General features: G+C 45.9%; 17 protein-coding genes. 16 read left to right on the top strand and 1 reads right to left on the bottom strand.

Features of this window, described 5'->3' with window-relative positions:
• The 14 genes from RIG66_RS16455 to RIG66_RS16520 all read left to right on the top strand — a co-directional run.
• A partial coding sequence (locus RIG66_RS16455; protein WP_446379821.1) for a hypothetical protein occupies positions 1–319 on the top strand: 319 nt, incomplete at its 5' end.
• An 842-nt stretch (positions 320–1,161) separates the two neighbouring features.
• Positions 1,162–1,641, top strand: a complete 480-nt coding sequence (locus RIG66_RS16460) for a NifB/NifX family molybdenum-iron cluster-binding protein (protein WP_446379823.1) — start codon at positions 1,162–1,164, stop codon at positions 1,639–1,641.
• Positions 1,642–1,768: 127 nt separating this feature from the next.
• Positions 1,769–2,998: a cysteine desulfurase NifS gene (gene nifS / locus RIG66_RS16465; RefSeq protein ID WP_446379825.1), complete on the top strand. Its 1,230-nt coding sequence runs from the start codon at positions 1,769–1,771 to the stop codon at positions 2,996–2,998.
• Positions 2,999–3,158: 160 nt separating this feature from the next.
• Positions 3,159–4,106, top strand: coding sequence for a Fe-S cluster assembly protein NifU (gene nifU, locus RIG66_RS16470; protein ID WP_446379827.1), 948 nt, complete (start codon positions 3,159–3,161; stop codon positions 4,104–4,106).
• Positions 4,107–4,626: 520 nt separating this feature from the next.
• Complete coding sequence (gene nifH / locus RIG66_RS16475) at positions 4,627–5,451, top strand: nitrogenase iron protein (RefSeq protein ID WP_446379829.1); 825 nt, start codon at positions 4,627–4,629, stop codon at positions 5,449–5,451.
• 90 nt (positions 5,452–5,541) lie between these two features.
• Positions 5,542–5,901 carry a P-II family nitrogen regulator gene (locus tag RIG66_RS16480; RefSeq protein WP_446379831.1) on the top strand — a complete coding sequence of 120 codons (360 nt, stop codon included), beginning with the start codon at positions 5,542–5,544 and terminating at the stop codon, positions 5,899–5,901.
• Between the two features lie 116 nt (positions 5,902–6,017).
• On the top strand, positions 6,018–6,413 hold the full coding sequence (locus RIG66_RS16485; protein WP_446379833.1) for a P-II family nitrogen regulator: 396 nt from the start codon (positions 6,018–6,020) through the stop codon (positions 6,411–6,413).
• A gap of 102 nt (positions 6,414–6,515) precedes the next feature.
• Positions 6,516–8,135, top strand: a complete 1,620-nt coding sequence (gene nifD, locus RIG66_RS16490) for a nitrogenase molybdenum-iron protein alpha chain (RefSeq protein WP_006098789.1) — start codon at positions 6,516–6,518, stop codon at positions 8,133–8,135.
• A gap of 155 nt (positions 8,136–8,290) precedes the next feature.
• Complete coding sequence (nifK, locus tag RIG66_RS16495) at positions 8,291–9,667, top strand: nitrogenase molybdenum-iron protein subunit beta (protein ID WP_446379835.1); 1,377 nt, start codon at positions 8,291–8,293, stop codon at positions 9,665–9,667.
• 102 nt (positions 9,668–9,769) lie between these two features.
• Positions 9,770–10,075, top strand: coding sequence for a (2Fe-2S) ferredoxin domain-containing protein (locus RIG66_RS16500; RefSeq protein WP_446352470.1), 306 nt, complete (start codon positions 9,770–9,772; stop codon positions 10,073–10,075).
• Positions 10,076–10,603: 528 nt separating this feature from the next.
• Positions 10,604–11,971, top strand: a complete 1,368-nt coding sequence (nifE, locus tag RIG66_RS16505) for a nitrogenase iron-molybdenum cofactor biosynthesis protein NifE (RefSeq protein WP_446379837.1) — start codon at positions 10,604–10,606, stop codon at positions 11,969–11,971.
• A gap of 276 nt (positions 11,972–12,247) precedes the next feature.
• Positions 12,248–13,648 (top strand): nitrogenase component 1, encoded by a 1,401-nt coding sequence (locus RIG66_RS16510; RefSeq protein ID WP_446379839.1) that lies wholly within the window; start codon positions 12,248–12,250, stop codon positions 13,646–13,648.
• Positions 13,649–13,790: 142 nt separating this feature from the next.
• Positions 13,791–15,074, top strand: a complete 1,284-nt coding sequence (gene nifB, locus RIG66_RS16515; protein WP_446379841.1) for a nitrogenase cofactor biosynthesis protein NifB — start codon at positions 13,791–13,793, stop codon at positions 15,072–15,074.
• Between the two features lie 455 nt (positions 15,075–15,529).
• Entirely contained in the window at positions 15,530–15,952 is a 423-nt protein-coding gene (locus RIG66_RS16520) for a hypothetical protein (protein WP_446379843.1), read from the top strand.
• A gap of 173 nt (positions 15,953–16,125) precedes the next feature.
• Here RIG66_RS16520 and RIG66_RS16525 read toward each other — a convergent pair whose 3' ends face one another.
• Entirely contained in the window at positions 16,126–16,335 is a 210-nt protein-coding gene (locus RIG66_RS16525) for a TOBE domain-containing protein (protein WP_446379845.1), read from the bottom strand.
• A gap of 179 nt (positions 16,336–16,514) precedes the next feature.
• Here RIG66_RS16525 and RIG66_RS16530 point away from each other — a divergent pair, with 179 nt between their 5' ends.
• Both RIG66_RS16530 and modA read left to right on the top strand, forming a co-directional pair.
• On the top strand, positions 16,515–17,141 hold the full coding sequence (locus RIG66_RS16530) for a ModD protein (protein ID WP_446379847.1): 627 nt from the start codon (positions 16,515–16,517) through the stop codon (positions 17,139–17,141).
• Positions 17,142–17,190: 49 nt separating this feature from the next.
• Positions 17,191–17,961 (top strand): molybdate ABC transporter substrate-binding protein, encoded by a 771-nt coding sequence (modA, locus tag RIG66_RS16535; protein WP_446379900.1) that lies wholly within the window; start codon positions 17,191–17,193, stop codon positions 17,959–17,961.
• Positions 17,962–18,368: the final 407 nt, after the last annotated feature.

Below are 18,368 nucleotides of genomic sequence, written 5' to 3' on the forward strand. Positions count from 1 at the left end.
CCCACACCCACAAAACCACCACAAACCCAAACAAAACAAACTAATAATACTCAATATTCAAATTATTACCAATACCCATAAATACACCAAACTACACCACCACAATCAAAAAAACCACAACAACAAAACCCACAAAAAAAATAACCCAACAACATTACCAAACACCCTGTATCTTTTGGTGGTTTTTGTGGTTTTTTTTGACACCTTTGGGAATTGCGGTGCCCCTACAGGTAGCGCCTGTGCCGTCAATTTGCTTAAGTCCTATTCCTTTGTCCTTTGTCGCAGAATGCTGGTAAGCTGTTCGGCATTTAAACCTTAATATCAACAATGGCGAAATCCTTGTAGTGCGAGCATCTTGCTCGCTACCCATTCCCAATCTTGCTCGCTACCCATTCCCAATCTTGCTCGCTACCCATTCCCAATTTAAATGCATGACAGCTTAATCCGTTGGGGCGGGTTTAGTGACATCAGGGTGAAAACTAAATGTTAATGGTAAAACCCGCCCCTACATTTTCTCCATCTCCCAGACGCGCCATGTTCAGTCTCTACAACCCCTGTTCCTCAACCCAACCTACACCAATGGGGGAAATCTAAAAAAAATCAATAGAAATGCAGACTCCGCAAAAAAATGCTAATTTAGATACAGAAATGCCATTCAAGGTGAAACGTTAGATTTAACCGATAAGCATTTTGAGTACAAATCTGTACTCAGTAAAAGCTCCGAATAAAATTAGCTCAATTCCGCACTACAATAGGCTTTGAGCGTGAGTACAGAAATACTCGAACCCCACCCCTTAAATACTTGCACCCCATCCCGAAAATACTAGAACCCCTACCCCCAAAGAAATTTGAAACGCCTCTGTAATCAGACTTTAGGGGGATGAGTACATAACTAATTAATCTAATAAGTCTTAACCCCAGGCGAACAGAACCTCCTGTTTAGACCGAGCTGCTATAAAAACAACTATCGCCGGAATTCAAGTATGAAGGATGCTCAATCAACTCCTTCATACTTAACTGTTTAAGTATTGGCGTTGGGTGTTAAGGGTGCATTTATCTTTTAATTCAGACAATGCCGAAAGCCCATGACTCAAACAGTTACTAGATTGGCTACGCCGAGACGATTAGGCGATTCGGGGACACCGGAGGAGGAAGGATGTCATGAACACCAACAGTCTGAAGATGAAATCAGAATACGACTTGAAACGACATCAGGAACGACAAACGGGCAAAGAGCCTAAAGAAATCCTGAACGCGACTCGAACTGAAAATACATCCTCTGTCGCCAATCGGACTAAAATCCGCGTCGCTGTCGCCAGTAAAGGGGGTGGCTTGGTTAATCAACATTTTGGTCATGCCAAAGAATTCGAGATTTACGAAGTTGATCACGATGAAGCCCATTGTATTGATCGGCGTTCCGTAACTCCCTATTGCCAAGGCGGGTATGGCGAAGCCGATGTACTAGAAAACATTATGCAAACGCTTTCGGATTGCCAAGCTGTTCTCGTGTCTAAGATTGGTGCTTGTCCCAAGGAACAATTGCAAGCGCAGGGAATTGAGTGCGTTGAAGCCTACGACGTGATTGAAAACGTAGTGCTGGACTTTTATGAGCAATATCAGGGTTTTACCGATAAGGTTTGACAAAAACCAATCCTTTAACTAAACCCGCCCTGATTCAAACATGGAGTATTTTGTATCTTTGGTTACGATTTTACAGGAATTTTAGCATCGAGTTCAATTCCGAGACTGATGTTCTATAGGTAGATTTATGAGTGTAATTTATCTGGATAACAATGCCACCACCCGTGTAGACGAGGCTGTGCTGGAGGAGATGCTGCCTTATCTGACTGAATATTATGGAAATCCCTCCAGTATGCACACGTTTGGTGGACAATTAGCCCGCAATATAGAGCAAGCACGAGAAAAAGTTGCGGCATTATTGGGCGCTCAACCGACAGAAATTATTTTTACCAGTTGCGGTACAGAAGGGGACAATGCCGCGATTCGTGCGGCGTTGAGGACTCAACCAGACAAGAAGAACATTGTTACCACGGCGGTGGAACATCCAGCGGTTTACACGCTTTGCAAACGACTGGAAAAAGAAGGCTACCGGGTGACTTATCTTCCCGTTAATGGCAAAGGGTTGATTGATCTCAAGGAATTGAAAGCCTCTCTCACCGACGATACGGCGCTGGTTTCAGTGATGTGCGCCAATAATGAAACGGGGACGATTTTTCCGATTGAACGGATTGGGCAGATTGTTAAAGAACGGGGCATTTTGTTCCACGTTGATGCGGTGCAGGCGGTGGGGAAAGTTCCCCTAAATATGAGCGAGAGTACGGTTGATTTCTTGGTTCTTTCCGGTCATAAACTTCATGCACCGAAAGGGATTGGCGTACTCTATGTTCGCAAAGGTGTGCGTTTCCGTCCCCTATTAATCGGGGGTCATCAAGAACGAGGGCGTCGGGGGGGTACGTCAAATGTTCCCGCCATTATTGGCTTAGGGAAAGCCGCAGAATTGGCAATCCAGCACGTCACGGAAGAAGTTACCCAGGTGAAGGAATTACGCGATCGCTTGGAACAAGGATTACTGAGTCAGATTCCCGATTGTCAGCTTAATGGTCATCCGTCGATGCGGCTACCGAATACGACGAATATTGGCTTTAAGTATATCGAAGGTGAAGCCATTTTACTGTCCCTGGATCGCTTTGGGATCTGCGCCTCGTCGGGTTCGGCTTGCACGTCTGGCTCATTAGAACCCTCTCATGTGCTGCGGGCGATGGGATTACCTTACACGCTTCTCCATGGTTCGATTCGGTTTAGTTTGTCTCGATATACCACTTCGGCTGAAATTGATCGGGTGTTGGAAGTAATGCCAGCAATTGTAGAACGCTTACGCATGATTTCCCCCTTCAAGAATGAAGCCGACGAAGAACACGGTTGGCTGCAAACAGCCAGGGAACAACAGGGGAGAGGGGTTATGGAGACAGTTAAATGAGCAGGGTTTGTAGAGACGTGCCATGGCACGTCTGGAAGCTGGGGGAGATTTTGTAGTTTGAAATGGTGCGTTAGCGAAGCGTAACGCACCCTACACCCGCCCCGACTTTACGTAATGACGAATGACGAATGACGAATGACGAATAACGGGAGGACGAGCTATGTGGGACTACACTGACAAAGTAATGGATTTGTTTCATAATCCGCACAATATGGGCGCGATCGCGACTCAAGATTGTGCGACGGCGGAAACGATCGCAGTTGGCGAAATTGGCAGTATCGTTTGTGGCGATGCGTTGCGGTTGTATCTGAGGATTGATAGCACAACTGATACCATTCTGGATGCCCGTTTTCAAACCTTTGGCTGTGCGAGTGCGATCGCGTCTTCCTCGGCATTAACAGATCTGATTAAGGGGATGACGGTTGATGATGCGTTGCGACTGACGAATCGTGAGATTGCTAGCTATTTGGGTGGCTTACCTCAAGAGAAGATGCACTGTTCGGTTATGGGTCAAGAAGCCCTGGAAGCGGCAATCTCTGATTATAAAGGGATTCCGGTTAGACCGGAGGAAGAGGACGAAAGTCCCTTGGTGTGTAGTTGTTTTGGGGTGAGTTCCGCTAAGATTAAACGACTGATTCGGGAAAATCACCTCACTAACGCCGAAGAAGTCACCAACTACATTAAAGCTGGTGGGGGGTGTGGATCATGTTTGGCAGAGATCGATGATCTGGTGATCGATGTTACTCAAGAACAGGAGACATTAAATACCGCCGCGTCGTTGTCCGCACCGATTCCTCAACCCGCCGTCGCTACAACGACTCCTTCGACTTTCCCGATCAAAGAGGAGAAATCGCCACCTCCTGCTACCCTGACGAACTTACAAAAAATTACCTTGATTCAGCAAGTCCTGGAAACGGAAATCCGTCCCACATTAGCCTATGATGGCGGCGATGTGGAGTTGCATGACGTAGAGGGCGATCGCGTCAAGGTGATTCTCAAAGGATCGTGTGATGGCTGTCCCAGCGTGATGATTACCCTGAAGATGGCGATCGAAAAGCGGCTGCAAGAACGAGTGTCTCCTAATCTTATGGTTGAAGCCGTGGTTTAAGTTTAATGTGCAAATTTTGACTTCAGTTTCTGATTGAACAAGTTTTAACGTAACTCCGTTGTATAGGTAACCCTTGGTGAATCGCCAAGGGTATTTTTTTAACCGATAACAGGTTGGATTGATTCTACACGTAAGTAACCTTTACCTTGATAAACCTGAATTAAAAACAGTGTTAATTGTCACTATTTAATAATAACTAAAGATTTAAGTAAATTGTAAATAAGTCATTGATCTATCGTTGACATAGAAAGACCAAATCTTTGTTACAAACCGAAAAATAGTGAATCAAAACTAAATCAATAAAACTCTGGTTATGTAGCGAAATACACTTTTAGTTTTAGATTTAATTTCTATTATTAAATCATCAGGAAAATAAAAAACGTTACCAGGATAAACGCTCAATTGTTTCTTGATAGACTTGAAGCTTTCGGATAGTTGAATATACAAATATTCTCCGAATCAACTTCAATTAACTGTTAATGATGTAACCTCAAAAAATTGATCCTAATGGAGGTCTGAAATGAGGAAGATTGCTATTTACGGTAAAGGTGGAATCGGTAAATCCACAACCACACAAAATACAGTGGCTGGACTTGTCGAACTCGGTCGCAAAGTCATGATCGTTGGTTGTGACCCCAAAGCAGATTCAACTCGCTTATTACTCGGTGGTTTGCACCAAAAGAGTGTGTTAGACACCTTGCGTGAAGAAGGCGACGACGTCGATCTCGAAGAAATTCGTAAAGAAGGCTATGGCAAAACCCTCTGCGTAGAATCCGGTGGTCCAGAACCCGGCGTAGGCTGTGCAGGTCGAGGCATTATCACCTCAATTAGTATGCTCGAACAACTCGGCGCCTATGACGAGAGTGAAGGTCTTGATTATGCTTTCTACGACGTACTAGGTGACGTGGTTTGCGGCGGTTTCGCCATGCCAATTCGGGAAGGTAAAGCCCAAGAAATTTACATCGTTACCTCTGGCGAAATGATGGCAATGTATGCCGCTAATAACATCTGCCGAGGCATTCAAAAATACGCTGAATCAGGTGGTGTTCGTCTAGGCGGTTTAATTTGCAACAGCCGTAAGGTTGATCTGGAAGCTGAACTTATCGAAGCATTGGCTGAAGCCCTCGGCACTCAGATGATTTATTTCTTGCCCCGCGACAATATGGTTCAACGGGCGGAACTGAACCGCAAGACGGTGATTGAATATGACTCCGATTGTGAGCAAGCCGGTCATTATCGCAGCTTAGCTAAAGCGATTGATGAGAACACCAATCATGTCGTTCCCACACCGATGAAGAATGACGAGTTGGAACAACTACTTGTTAAGTTCGGTTTGTACGGCTAAAGATGCAGTGTGTTGCAGGTGGAAGGTTACAAACATTCTCACATCTTCCACCGCTGAAATACAAGCACAATTGTTTGGAGGCAACATCCCATGACTATCATGGTGAGAGCGATTATTCGACCGGAAAAGAGCGACGACGTTATGAAAGCGCTCTTGGACGCTGGTTATCCAGCCGTTACCAAAGTTGATGTCTTTGGTCGAGGCAAACAACGGGGATTGAAAATTGGTAATGTGCTTTATGATGAACTCCCCAAAGCGTTGTTAATGGTAGTGGTTCCCGATACCGAAAAAGAGTTTGTGATTCGGGCAATCCTGGGCAGCGCTCGCACGGGAACAGAAGGAGCAGCGGGTGATGGCAAGATATTTGTCAGTCCTGTAGAAGAAGTCTACACCATCAGCTCCGGAAAAACCGATTCGAGTAAAAAAGAACCGGCGCTGGCTACGCGCTAAAAATGAGACCCATTTTGTATCCATTGTTCTTGTAGAAATCGTTAATAACGGTTTCTACAAGAGAACTCCCCGGTTTATGTTAGGAGGCACGAGAGTAAATCTCAGTGTTGAAGGTTATGAAAGAAGTTCTGGCTGTCATCAGGATGAACAAAATTAACCAGACGAAAGCCGCCTTAAGCAAAGCTGGTTTTCCGTCCGTGACAGCGGTGAAAGTAGTCGGTCGAGGCAGGCAAGCCGTGGACTTTCAGTTGGCGAAAGCAATTAATGAAAATCCCCAAGATAGCAGTGATTTGCTGCCCCTCCTGGCTCAAGGACACCGTTTAATTCCTAAACGGATGCTCAGTTTGGTGGTTCCCGATGACAACGTTCCGCAAGTGGTTGATGCCCTGATTCAAGCCAATCAGACCAGCAACCCTGGAGATGGAAAAATCTTTGTTCTGCCCGTTGAGGATAGTGTCCGCGTTAGCAGCGGCGAAACTGGAGCCGTCGCGGTTGATGAAATGATGGGTTAAGGTTTTCCAGCGAAATGTAGGGGCGGGTTTTACTTGGTACACATCGATAACTTGACTAAATCCGCCCTTCTAGGAAAGTAATTAAGACAGGAGAAAACGATTATGACTCCCCATGATTCAGATACCTTAAAATTAGAAAAGGCGACGTATGAAGTAGACCCGAAAGACGTTACCAAAGAGATGGTATCGCCCTACCCAGCCAAAGTTGCCAGAAAACGGGCAAAGCATATCGTGATGCGGGACCCGTCCATCGAAGGACAGGAAATTCAGGCGAATGTGCGGACGGTTCCTGGGATTCTCAACACCAGACACTGTGCCTTTGCTGGCTGTAAAGGGGTGGTTGTTGGTCCGTTTGGTGATGTGCTGCACATTGTTCACGGACCAGTGGGCTGTTCTTACTACACCTGGATGACGCGACGCAATCAGTATCGTAGCCGTGAAGATGGCAAGAATTACATGAGCTACTGTGTCACCACTGACATGCAGGACTCTGATATTGTCTTCGGCGGTGTGAAAAAGCTGCGTCAAGCCGTTCAGGAAGGCTATGACATCTTCAAGCCCAATGCGATTACCATCACAGCCACCTGTCCAGTGGGGTTAATTGGTGACGATATCCAAACCGTTGCCAAAGAGATGACTGAAGAACTCGGCATTTCGGTTGTTGCATTTAACTGCGAAGGCTATAAAGGCGTTTCCCAGTCTGCGGGTCACCACATCGCCAACAATGGTTTCTTTAAAAATTGGGTGGGTGAAGGCGAAGCAACAGACGAAGAAATTGAAGGCTTCACCGTCAACCTTTTGGGTGAGTACAACATCGGCGGCGATTCCTATGAAATTGAGCGGGTGCTTGAGAAGTGTGGGATTAATGTGATTGCCACATTCAGTGGTGATGGCACTTACGATGCAGCGACGAAAGCCCATTTAGCTAAGTTGAACTTGGTCATGTGTCACCGCTCAATTAACTACATGGCGGAGATGATGGAGACCAAGTTTGGGGTTCCCTGGACAAAGGTCAGCTTCATCGGCGTTCAAGCGTTTGCCAAGTCCTTGCGTAAGGTTGCCCGATTCTTTAATGATGAGGCACTTACCCAGCGCATTGAAGAGGTGATTGCTGAAGAAGTGGCTGCCGCAGAAGCTGAAATTGCCCCGATTCGGGAACGGTTGCAAGGCAAGAGTGCGATTCTGTTTGTGGGCGGTTCTCGCGCTCACCACTACCAAGACTTGTTTGCAGACTTAGGCATCAAAACCATTGCCGCCGGCTATGAGTTCGCCCACCGGGATGATTACGAAGGTCGTCAAGTTCTACCGTTGAAAGTAGACGCCGACTCCCGCAACGTCGAAGAGTTGCGTGTCGAAAAAGACCCCGAACGCTACAAACTGACGGCTGACCCAGCATGGGTGGAGCAGCTTAAAGAAGAAGGGTTCCTGAATCGGTACGAGGGGATGATTTCGGAGATGGGTGAAGACACGTTGATGATTGATGACATCTCCCATCATGAGCTAGAAACTCTGATTAAGCGCCTCAAGCCCGATATCGTCGGTTCCGGGATTAAGGACAAGTATGTGATTGAGAAGTTTGGCGTTCCTTGTAAGCAACTTCACAACTACGACTACGGCGGTCCGTTTGCCGGATTCCAAGGTGCGGTTAATTTCGCCAAAGATATCGATATGCGGATTAACAACCCCACTTGGAAGTTAGTGAAAGCCCCCTGGCAGAACTAGCCAATAATGTAGAGACGCGCCATGGCGCGTCTGAGAGCAAAAAAGTTATCCGTTAATTCTTGCGAGCAGGGCGGGTTTAGTCACATCTGGGTTGAACAAGCAACGTTAATCGTGAAACCCGCCCCTACTTAAACCCACAAAGGAGAACCAGAATCATGTTAGAAGCAACCCCTAAAGAAATCGTTGAACGTAAGGCGCTACGAATCAATCCTGCCAAGACTTGTCAGCCTATTGGTGCAATGTACGCCGCATTAGGGATTCACGGCTGCTTACCGAACTCCCACGGGTCTCAAGGCTGCTGTTCATTCCACAAGTCTCACCTGACCCGCCATTACAGAGAACCCATCATGGCTGCAACCAGCGCCTTTACCGAGGGTTCCTCTGTGTTCGGCGGTGGCGGAAACCTGAAGCAAGCCCTAACCACTATTTTTACCGTGTACAACCCGGATATGGTGGCAGTTAGCACCACTTGCTTATCGGAAACCATTGGCGATGATTTACCCACATTTATCCGCCAAGCCCGTGAATCTGGGGCAGTTCCCGAAGGCAAATACGTCATTCATGCCAATACTCCCAGCTACGTCGGGTCTCATGTCACCGGCTGGTCGAATATGACTAAGGCGATGGTGACCTATTTATCGGCAAAAACTGATACGCCGAATAACAAGCTCAACATTATTCCGGGCTACGTCGAACCCTCCGATGTGCGGGCGGTTAAGCAGTTAGTGACCCAAATGGGGATTGACGCGATTGTCTTCCCGGATACCTCGGATGTGGTGGATACACCGAAAACGGGTGATTTTCAGATGTACCCGAAAGGCGGGACACCGATTCCCGATTTAATCGACACCGGGAATAGCACCGCCACCTTAGCCTTGGGTAATTTTACCTCGGAAGCCGCTGCAACTGCCCTGCAAAACAAGTGCCAAGTTCCGTCTCGTGTCCTAGATTTACCCATTGGTCTTCGCGCCACTGACCGCTTTGTTCAAGCCTTGATTGAATTCAGTGATGTCACGCCACCTGAGTCGCTCAATGATGACCGGGGACGGTTGGTTGATGTGATGACGGATATGCAGCAGTATCTGTATCGCAAGCGGGTTGCGGTATACGGTGACCCTGACCAGGTGATCTCTGCGACTGAGTTCCTCGTAGACTGCGGTATGTTACCGGTTTACGTGATTACGGGTAGCCCGGTTGGTAAGCGCTTTGAAGAACGGGTCAAAGATATCCTCAAGGATGCCGTTCCTGATGCCGTGGTTGCGGCTAATGCAGACTTATTCTACCTGCATCAACTGATTAAGAATGAGCCAGTCGATTTGCTTCTGGGCAATGAATACGGCAAGTATATCGGTCGTGATGAAGATATTCCGATCGTGCGCTTCGGTTTCCCCATTTTAGATCGCGTCGGTCACAGTTATTTCCCCACAGCTTGCTACTGGGGCGGTATCTACCTGCTATCTAATATTTGCAACACCTTACTCGAACGCCTCGACCGGGATGCTCCCGATGAGCTGTTTGAATTGGTTCGCTAGAACGCTTTAGGGGCGGGTTTAACAATTATCGGATTGTTCCACACTCGCCCCAACTCTGACCAAGGACAAATGACAAATGACGAATGACCAAGGAGGTTTATCATGCAGAAACCTGAACACCATATCTTCGTTTGTTCCAGCTTCCGAGTCAATGGCAACGCGAAAGGAGTTTGTCAGAAAAAGGATTCTACTAATTTAATTCAGTATCTCGAATCAGAAATCACCGATCGCGGTTTAGACGCTCTGGTTTCCTCAACGGGATGCATGAATCTGTGCAACAACGGACCTGTGATGATGGTTTACCCAGATAATTACTGGTACGGAAATGTTGATGAAGAAGCCATTGACGAAATCCTCGACGCCTTAGAAGATGGCAAACCTGCTGAGGATTATCTGTTTGTTAGTTAAATCTCAACCACTCGCCACCGCCTTGGGTTCAAACCCAAGGAACCAAAAGCGAAAGTCGTCTAAAGACGACTCACTCAGAATTCTAGAACATGTTAAAGAAAGAATTAGTCAAGGGCAATCCGAGTCAATTGAATGGATACAGTTGTTACTTGATGTAAGCGGATCGCCCCTACCCGAAGACCCAATGTGACATGTTTACCAGAATTCCAGCCTTAAACCGCCTTGGGTTCAAACCCAAGGCTTAAAGCGAAAGTCGTCTAAAGACGACTCACTCAGAATTCTAGAACATGTTAAAGAAAGGATTAGTCAAGGGCGACACGAGTCAATTGAATGGATACAGTTGTTGATTTGTGTAAGCGGATCGCCCCTACCCGAAAACCCAATGTGACATGTTTACCAGAATTCCAGTCGTCTAAAGACGACTTGAGCTATAAGCCAAGAACTTGAGTTCTTGGCGGGTGTCGGGGCTTACCTCACCTTTTTCTTTTTCTAAAAGCATTTTTGTACAACGTTTGTGAGCCTGACGATATGGAACCTGTTATTTTTCAAGAACGTGAAAAGCAAATTCACCGCAAGGGAAACCAACCATTTGACCTGGAATGTAACAAAGACAGTCTTGCTGGTGCAGTTAGCCAACGGGCTTGCGTATTTTGTGGTTCTCGCGTTGTTTTATACCCCATCGCTGACGCGGTTCATTTAGTCCATGGACCAATCGGCTGCGCGGCGTATACGTGGGATATTCGCGGGGCGCTTTCATCGGGTCCAGAATTGCATCGGTTGAGTTTTTCCACGGACTTACAAGAACGCGATGTCATCTTTGGCGGTGAGAAGAAACTGTATCAGGCGTTAACGGAACTGATTGACCGCCATCACCCCAATGCGGCGTTTGTTTATTCCACCTGTATTGTGGGTATTATTGGTGATGATTTAGAAGCGATTTGTAGACGAGTTAGCCAAGAAAAAAATATTCCCGTAATTCCGGTTAAGTCAGAAGGATTTAAAGGGAACAAACGGGCGGGCTATAATGCCGCTTGTACTGCTATGTTCCGCTTAGTGGGGACAGGAGACACCACCGGAATTTCTCCCCGCAGTATTAATATTCTGGGCGACTTTAACTTAGCCGGAGAAATTTGGATTATCCGTGAATACTTTGAACGCATGGGTGTCCAGGTTGTTGCCAATATCACAGGCGATGGTAGAGTCGGAGATATCGCGCGATCGCACGGTGCTGCATTGAACGTGGTTCAGTGTTCTGGGGCGACAATGGATTTAGCTAAAATGATGAAAGAAAAGTATGGAACTCCGTTTATACGAGTGTCCTACTTTGGTGTCGAAGACATGGCGGAAGCCTTGTATAAAGTTGCCCGATTCTTCGAGGATGACCCAGACATTCTCAAACGCGCTCAAGACTTAGTGCGGGAAGAATTAACATTGTTATATACTAAACTGCAAGAGTACCGCAAAGACTTGCAAGGTAAAAAAGCGGCGATTTATGTTGGCGGTGCGTTCAAAGCCTTTTCCTTAGTTAAAGCCTTCCGACTTATCGGCATGGATGTGGTGATGGTGGGTTCGCAAACCGGAACCAGTGAAGATTACCGAGAACTCCACGAAGTTACCGATGAAGGCACAATTATTGTGGATGATTCTAACCCCTTGGAACTCTCAGCATTTTTAAAAGAAAAAGATGTTGATATCTTTGTTGGTGGCGTGAAAGAACGACCGATTGCCTATAAGTTAGGACTCGGATTTTGCGACCACAACCATGAACGCAAGGAAGCGTTAGAAGGGTTTCTGGGAATGGTAAATTTTGCTAAGGAAGTACATAGCACCGTTATGTCTCCCGTCTGGAGATTTGTGCCGCGTAAAAATCAAGCCTTGAACTCAAGTTCAATCTAAAAGCTTAAACCCGTTTAAACGGGTTGTTCGTAGTAGGCACTTTAGTGCCTTAAGGTAAGCTTTTGTATTCACTATTGCCTATTGCCTATTGCCCATTGCCGAGCGCGTAGCGCTATAGCTGTAGGGTGTGTTAGCGAAGCGTAACGCACCATTATTCCTCAAACTTAAGTTATAGGGTTAGCGTTCACGCCGCGTTTCCGAAAGGTAGCATAACACACCATTATTCCAGAATTGAAATGATAAACCATTACCCAATTCGCTGCCACCGATAAAACCATGTCTAAGAAACTCAAAATTAAGCAAAAAACTGAAGCCTACGTTTCCACAACCAACGCCTGTAAACTGTGTAAACCTCTGGGCGCTTGCATTGCCTTTCGAGGTATTGAGGGAACCGTGCCCTTTCTGCATGGATCACAAGGCTGCGCCACCTACATGAGGCGTTATATCATTAGTCACTTTCGCGAACCCATTGATATCGCCTCATCTTCCTTGAGTGAAAAACATGCCGTTTATGGCGGAGGACTTAACCTGAAAAAAGGTATCCTCAATGTCATGGATAAATATGGCGCAAAAGTTGTAGGAATTGCCACCACTTGCTTAACTGAAACCATTGGTGATAATGTTAGTGGGTTGTTGAGAGAGTTTAAGGAAGAATTTGGCGACAAGGAATTGCCAACCTTGTTAAATGTCTCCACCCCCAGTTATAGTGGAACACACATGGAAGGTTTCCATGCCACAGTGCGGGCAGTGATTGATCAGTTAGTAATTGAATCCCCCCCAACCCCCCCTTTGAAAGGGGGGGCAAATCAGGTCAATCTTTTACCTGGATTAGTTTCTCCCGCCGATATCCGTTATCTAAAAGAAGTTCTCGACGATTTTAATTGTCCAGGAACGATCCTACCGGATATCTCTGAAACCTTAGACGCCCCCGCGCAAATGGACTATGAAAAGATTCCAGAAGGGGGAACGCCAATCGCGGCGATTCAAAGTATGGGAGGTTCTAGCGCCACGATTGAGTTCGGTCAAGTGTTGCAACGCACGGGGAATTCTGGGGGTCAACTACTAGCTGAACGCAACGGTGTTCCCCTGTACGCCTTGGGTATGCCGATTGGGTTGCGAGAGTGCGATCGCTTCTTTGAAGCCCTAGAAACAGTTTCTGGTTGTGCGACACCAAGAAAACATCAACTGGAACGAGGGCGGTTAGTGGATGCCTATGTTGATTCCCATAAATATCTGTTTGGTAAGCGGGTAGTGGTTTATGGGGAAGAAGATTTGTGTGTCGGATTAACGGCATTTTTAGCCGAAATCGGCATGAAGATAGTCTTATGTGCATCAGGAGGAAATAGTGGACATTTTCAGGAGGCGATTAATGCGGTTACTTCGGATATTGTCACCGAACCGCCAATCGTTAAAGAAGGATTTGATTTCTATGAAATTTCTGAAGAAATCGAAAGTCTAGAACCGGATATGTTGATTGGAACCAGCAAAGGATATTCCCTGACTAAAAAACATCAAATTCCCCTAATCCGCGTTGGCTTCCCCATTCACGATCGCTTTGGCGGACAGCGGATGCTACATCTGGGGTATCGCGGCACTCAGAACCTGTTAGATCGGATTGTGAATGCCATTATCGAGAAGAAGCAAACCGATTCACCCGTGGGGTATGGCTATCTTTGATTTTGTCATTTGTCATTTGTCATTTGTCATTCGTCATTTGTTATTTGTCATTTGTTGACGAGTCACGCTTTAACCATCCGCCACTAACTTAGTTTAGAGAGTATTTCCCTAAATTCAACTCATCACTTCAGGAGAGAAAACCATGACAGCTACAATTAACTTAGAAAATCACCCTTGTTTTAATGTCAAAGTAAAAGGACAGTTCGGACGAGTCCATTTACCTGTAGCACCCAAGTGCAATATCCAATGTAATTATTGCAATCGCAAATATGATTGCGTTAACGAAAGTAGACCTGGTGTAACCAGCACTATTCTTTCTCCCGCCCAAGCCGCTGTTTACATGGAAAAGGTATTAGAAAAAGAACCAAGAATCAGTGTTGCTGGAATTGCGGGTCCCGGTGATCCCTTTGCCAATCCAGAGGAAACCTTAGGTACAATGCGGCTGCTGCGGGAAAAGTTTCCCGACTTAATCCTCTGCTTGGCAACCAATGGCTTAAATCTCAAACCCGAATATATCGACGAAATTGCCGAAATTGGCGTCAGTCACGTTACCGTTACCATAAACGCGATCGACCCAGAAATTACTCGCAAAGTGTACCGTTGGGTACGCCATGAAAAGTCAGTGTATCAGGGATTAAAAGGCGCTAAGTTACTCTTAGAACGCCAATTAGAAGCCGTAAAAGGATTGAAATCCGCCGGGATTACGGTTAAAATTAACTGCATTGTCATGCCCGGAATTAATGACCATCATGTGGTTGAAGTTGCCAAAATCATGGCAAAACTTGGGGCAGATTTATTCAATGCTATGGCGATGTATCCCACCGCCGAAACGCCATTTGAGGGATTGACTGAACCCGATGGGATTACGATGGCGAAAATCCGCAAAGAATGCGAGGAATATTTACCGCAAATGCGCCATTGCACACGCTGTCGGGCAGATGCTGTGGGACTTTTAGGGGCAGATCAGTCCGAGGAATTCCACGGGTGTTTGATTGCTTGTTCCAAGAAAGTAATTCCCATTGAAGAAAAAGAACGCCCTTATGTTGCTGTAGCCAGCGTTGAAGGAATTCTGGTGAATCAGCATTTAGGTCAAGCGGATCAATTTCAGATTTGGCAGAAAACGGATCAAGGCTTTACCTTAGTAGAAGAACGCCTCGCCCCGGAAAAGGGAAGTGGTTTTGAACGGTGGCAAAAAGTCGCGAATATGCTTAAAGATTGTCGGGCAATTTTAGCCAGTAGTATTGGGGATAATCCGAAAGAAATTTTGACCAAGTGTGGTGTGCTTCCGGTGGAAATGAGCGGTTTTATTGAGACGGGATTGCAAGCCGTTTATGAAGGAAGTGATTTGTCAAAGCTGAAAGGCAAACGGCAAGTTGCGGCGGGTAAAGTTGGCGAATGTACCGGGAGTGGCTTAGGTTGTGGTTAAATCGTTTGTAGTTGCGCTTTAGCGCCATCAACTCGCATTCTTGACCCATAACCCGTAGGGTGCGTTAGCAAAGCGTAACGCACCGTTTTTCTGATTATTGGTGGGTTACGGCGGATATCTGATTAAATAGTTATTCCTCTTCATGGAGTTACCGCCTAACCCACCCTACTGGCTATGTCCTTTTTCCCCTTATTATTGGTGGGTTACGGCGGATATCTGATTAAATGGTTATTCCTCTTCATGGAGTTACCGCCTAACCCACCCTACAGTTAATTATAATTTTTTTAATATTAAATAAAAATAACAAAGAGCGATTAAGCAATTATTTGTAGCTTGGAATACCAGCTCCCTATTTTTAATGATAAACAATAACAGTAATCACCTTAATCTGATCATGTGCCATAGATAAGGCATCTCCGCAATAGTTTTTCTAACCCCATTAAAGGTATCAAATTATGCTGTATTTAGCTGAAGTCAAAAAAAATCATTCCTGGATTGGCAGTCGGGCAACGGTACTTAAACTGCAAGCCTATTGCCAAGAAAGAAGCCGACAAATTTGGCGCACGGTTCAAGATGAAGTAATTCTCGCCACCCAAGTCAAGCATATTAATAAAGGTATGCTGGTCTTAATTGAGGTCACTTCAGATAGACAAGTTTGTCAAGTTTATTCGACGACAGCCGGACTAATTGTCAACATTCTCCAAGCCTTTACGTATCTGGAAAAGCAATGGACAACGTATACCCAAAGCTGGGAAGATTTGAAACTGTCTCTGCTGCTGCAACAGCAAGAACTCAATCGTCATGAAACTAGAATTCAGGAACTGGAAGAAAAATTGCAGCAAGCCTTGGCAAGGCGAGCAAGACGGCGGTATCAGTAGTTTTGAAAACATTTTTATCAGGATTCCCGCTTGGCTGACAATTTTTGTTAGATGAGACAAGTCCTATCCTAATTAAGTCAGGGCGCACGTCTGTGCGCCCCTACGATTCCGGGCTGCTGTTGACTGGTGAAAACTGAGGATTTGGCACAACCCAATGTTTAAGCACGCACCCTTTAATCTGTTGCCACCATGACATCTGTCGCTTTAACAACAGCATACGCTTCCTTACCCTCAGCAAGTCCGAGTCGTTCCGCAGAAGACTTGGTGATAATTGCCGTCATTTCCACCCCAGGAGCAACTTCTATTGTCACCTCACTGTTCACAGAGCCAGGTACAACCTTTTTTACTGTTCCTTTAAAGGTATTGCGAGCGCTAATTTCCATAGTTCAATCCCTGCTTTAGTCATTGGTTCACCAGCTAATAATACCAAAAATCACTGAATTTTCTGATTTTGCTGAGTAATTTGAGAAAAACAGCGAATTGTATTATTTTACTCACTTTTACCCTCGTAGAACTGATATAGCCTAGTCAGAAGTCCGAATGCAAAAATGCGGCATAGGTAATGGTTTTTATCTCACAGCAGTTTATCGAACAGTTAATCCAAGAAGACGTTCCCTATTTTGATTTAACCACCCAGGTGTTAGGGATTGGCGATCGCATGGGGACAATCCGCTTTACCACTCGCGCCAAAACCGTTCTAGCCTGCACCGAAGAAGCCGCCAGTATCTTACGCCAAACTGGGGCAGACGTGACAACAATCTTGGCAACAGGTGAAATCTTGGATGCGGGAATCCCATTTCTCAGTGCTACTGGAAACGCCGCCGCCTTGCATCTGGCTTGGAAACCTGCCCAGAATTTACTCGAATATGCCTGTGGAGTCGCCACCAAAACCTACAATCTAGTGCAGATAGCACAAGCGGCGAATCAAAATGTTATGCTCTATACCACTCGTAAAGTCATCCCAGGAACCAAACCTATCGCCGTAAAAGCCATCTTAGCAGGTGGGGCATATCCTCATCGACTGGGAGTCTCAGAAACCGTTTTAATCTTCCAACAGCATCTCAACTTTCTGGGCGGAATTGACTCCCTCATTCAGCAACTCCCCGTAATTAAGCGTCAGGTTAAGGAAAAGAAAGTCATGGTTCAGATTAGTACGATGATCCTATCAACACCTTCTGTCAGTCATTAGCTAAGGCAACAGGGAAATGAAAAAACGACATGTTTTCTCAATGGCATGGATGGTTGCGACATTCCTAATCGTTGTGGGTTGTTCTCAAGGGACACCTCAGAACCCTTCCGCCACGTCACCAGAATCGGTAGAAATTACGGTATCAGCGGCAGCTAGTCTACAGGATGTCATGAAAGCGATCGCGCCCTTGTATACTCAAGAACAAGCTAACGTTATCATTACCTATAACTTTGGCTCCTCCGGTTCTCTGCAACAGCAAATTGAACAGGGAGCGCCTGTGGATGTCTTTCTGTCCGCCGCACCAAAACAGATGAACGCTTTGCAAGAGAAAGACTTACTGCTAACGGATACACGCAAAGACTTATTGAAAAACTCAATTGTTCTGGTTACACCAAAGGATAAAAGCGATATTTCTAATTTCAAAGGATTAACGACTGATAAAGTGAGCAAAGTGGCAATTGGCGACCCGGAAAGTGTACCCGCTGGAAAATATGGGAAAGAAGTCCTAACTTCACTGAATTTATATAAACCCATCCAAGATAAACTGGTTTTCGCCAAAGATGTGCGCCAAGTCCTCTCTTATGTCGAAACCGGAAATGTTGAGGCAGGATTAGTTTATGCCACGGATGCTAACGTATCAGATAATGTCAAAGTTGTCGCCACGGCATCAGAAACGTCTCACGCACCAATTATTTATCCAGTTGCGGTATTAAAAGAGAGTAAACATCCGGATTCAGCCAAGGCATTTGTGCAGTTTATCTCTACTGAACCTGCTAAAAATGTGTTTAAAGCGTATGGTTTCAACTTAGCTAGCAATTAACAGTTTCAACTGAGTAATGGTGCGTTACGCTACGCTACCCTACCCTTCGGGAACGCTGCGCGAACGGGAACGCTCCGCGAACACTAACGCACGATGGCGGCGTGACCCAGCTAATTTGGTGAAATAGATTTGGTTCGTAGTGAGGGCTTTAGCCCTCTCCAGCTAGGCGTTAAAGCACTAAAGTGCTTACTACAAACAAAGTCCTATTTTAACCCGGTCGCGCCACCAGAATTTGGCGATGTTTGAAGACTATGGTTTTAGCTTGGCTGACAATTAACGGTTTCAAATATAGAGTTTCCTGATCGAATGAGATACTATGCCTTGGACGCAAGCCTTGCGCCCCTACTCTTGTAAATTTCCTTTCCCCCCAACCGCCAACTCCCTCTGCGTACCTCTGCGCTTACCTC

The organism is Coleofasciculus sp. E2-BRE-01, from assembly GCF_040221695.1.
Lineage (GTDB): Bacteria > Cyanobacteriota > Cyanobacteriia > Cyanobacteriales > Coleofasciculaceae > Coleofasciculus.

Excerpts from the sequence above, each read along its gene's own strand:
- RIG66_RS16460 (WP_446379823.1), top strand. The coding sequence starts at position 1,162 with ATGAACACCAACAGTCTGAAGATGAAATCAGAATACGACTTGAAACGA.
- nifS (WP_446379825.1), top strand. The coding sequence starts at position 1,769 with ATGAGTGTAATTTATCTGGATAACAATGCCACCACCCGTGTAGACGAG.
- nifU (WP_446379827.1), top strand. The coding sequence starts at position 3,159 with ATGTGGGACTACACTGACAAAGTAATGGATTTGTTTCATAATCCGCAC.
- nifH (WP_446379829.1), top strand. The coding sequence starts at position 4,627 with ATGAGGAAGATTGCTATTTACGGTAAAGGTGGAATCGGTAAATCCACA.
- RIG66_RS16480 (WP_446379831.1), top strand. The coding sequence starts at position 5,542 with ATGACTATCATGGTGAGAGCGATTATTCGACCGGAAAAGAGCGACGAC.
- RIG66_RS16485 (WP_446379833.1), top strand. The coding sequence starts at position 6,018 with ATGAAAGAAGTTCTGGCTGTCATCAGGATGAACAAAATTAACCAGACG.
- nifD (WP_006098789.1), top strand. The coding sequence starts at position 6,516 with ATGACTCCCCATGATTCAGATACCTTAAAATTAGAAAAGGCGACGTAT.
- nifK (WP_446379835.1), top strand. The coding sequence starts at position 8,291 with ATGTTAGAAGCAACCCCTAAAGAAATCGTTGAACGTAAGGCGCTACGA.
- RIG66_RS16500 (WP_446352470.1), top strand. The coding sequence starts at position 9,770 with ATGCAGAAACCTGAACACCATATCTTCGTTTGTTCCAGCTTCCGAGTC.
- nifE (WP_446379837.1), top strand. The coding sequence starts at position 10,604 with ATGGAACCTGTTATTTTTCAAGAACGTGAAAAGCAAATTCACCGCAAG.
- RIG66_RS16510 (WP_446379839.1), top strand. The coding sequence starts at position 12,248 with ATGTCTAAGAAACTCAAAATTAAGCAAAAAACTGAAGCCTACGTTTCC.
- nifB (WP_446379841.1), top strand. The coding sequence starts at position 13,791 with ATGACAGCTACAATTAACTTAGAAAATCACCCTTGTTTTAATGTCAAA.
- RIG66_RS16520 (WP_446379843.1), top strand. The coding sequence starts at position 15,530 with ATGCTGTATTTAGCTGAAGTCAAAAAAAATCATTCCTGGATTGGCAGT.
- RIG66_RS16525 (WP_446379845.1), bottom strand. The coding sequence starts at position 16,335 with ATGGAAATTAGCGCTCGCAATACCTTTAAAGGAACAGTAAAAAAGGTT.
- RIG66_RS16530 (WP_446379847.1), top strand. The coding sequence starts at position 16,515 with ATGGTTTTTATCTCACAGCAGTTTATCGAACAGTTAATCCAAGAAGAC.
- modA (WP_446379900.1), top strand. The coding sequence starts at position 17,191 with ATGGTTGCGACATTCCTAATCGTTGTGGGTTGTTCTCAAGGGACACCT.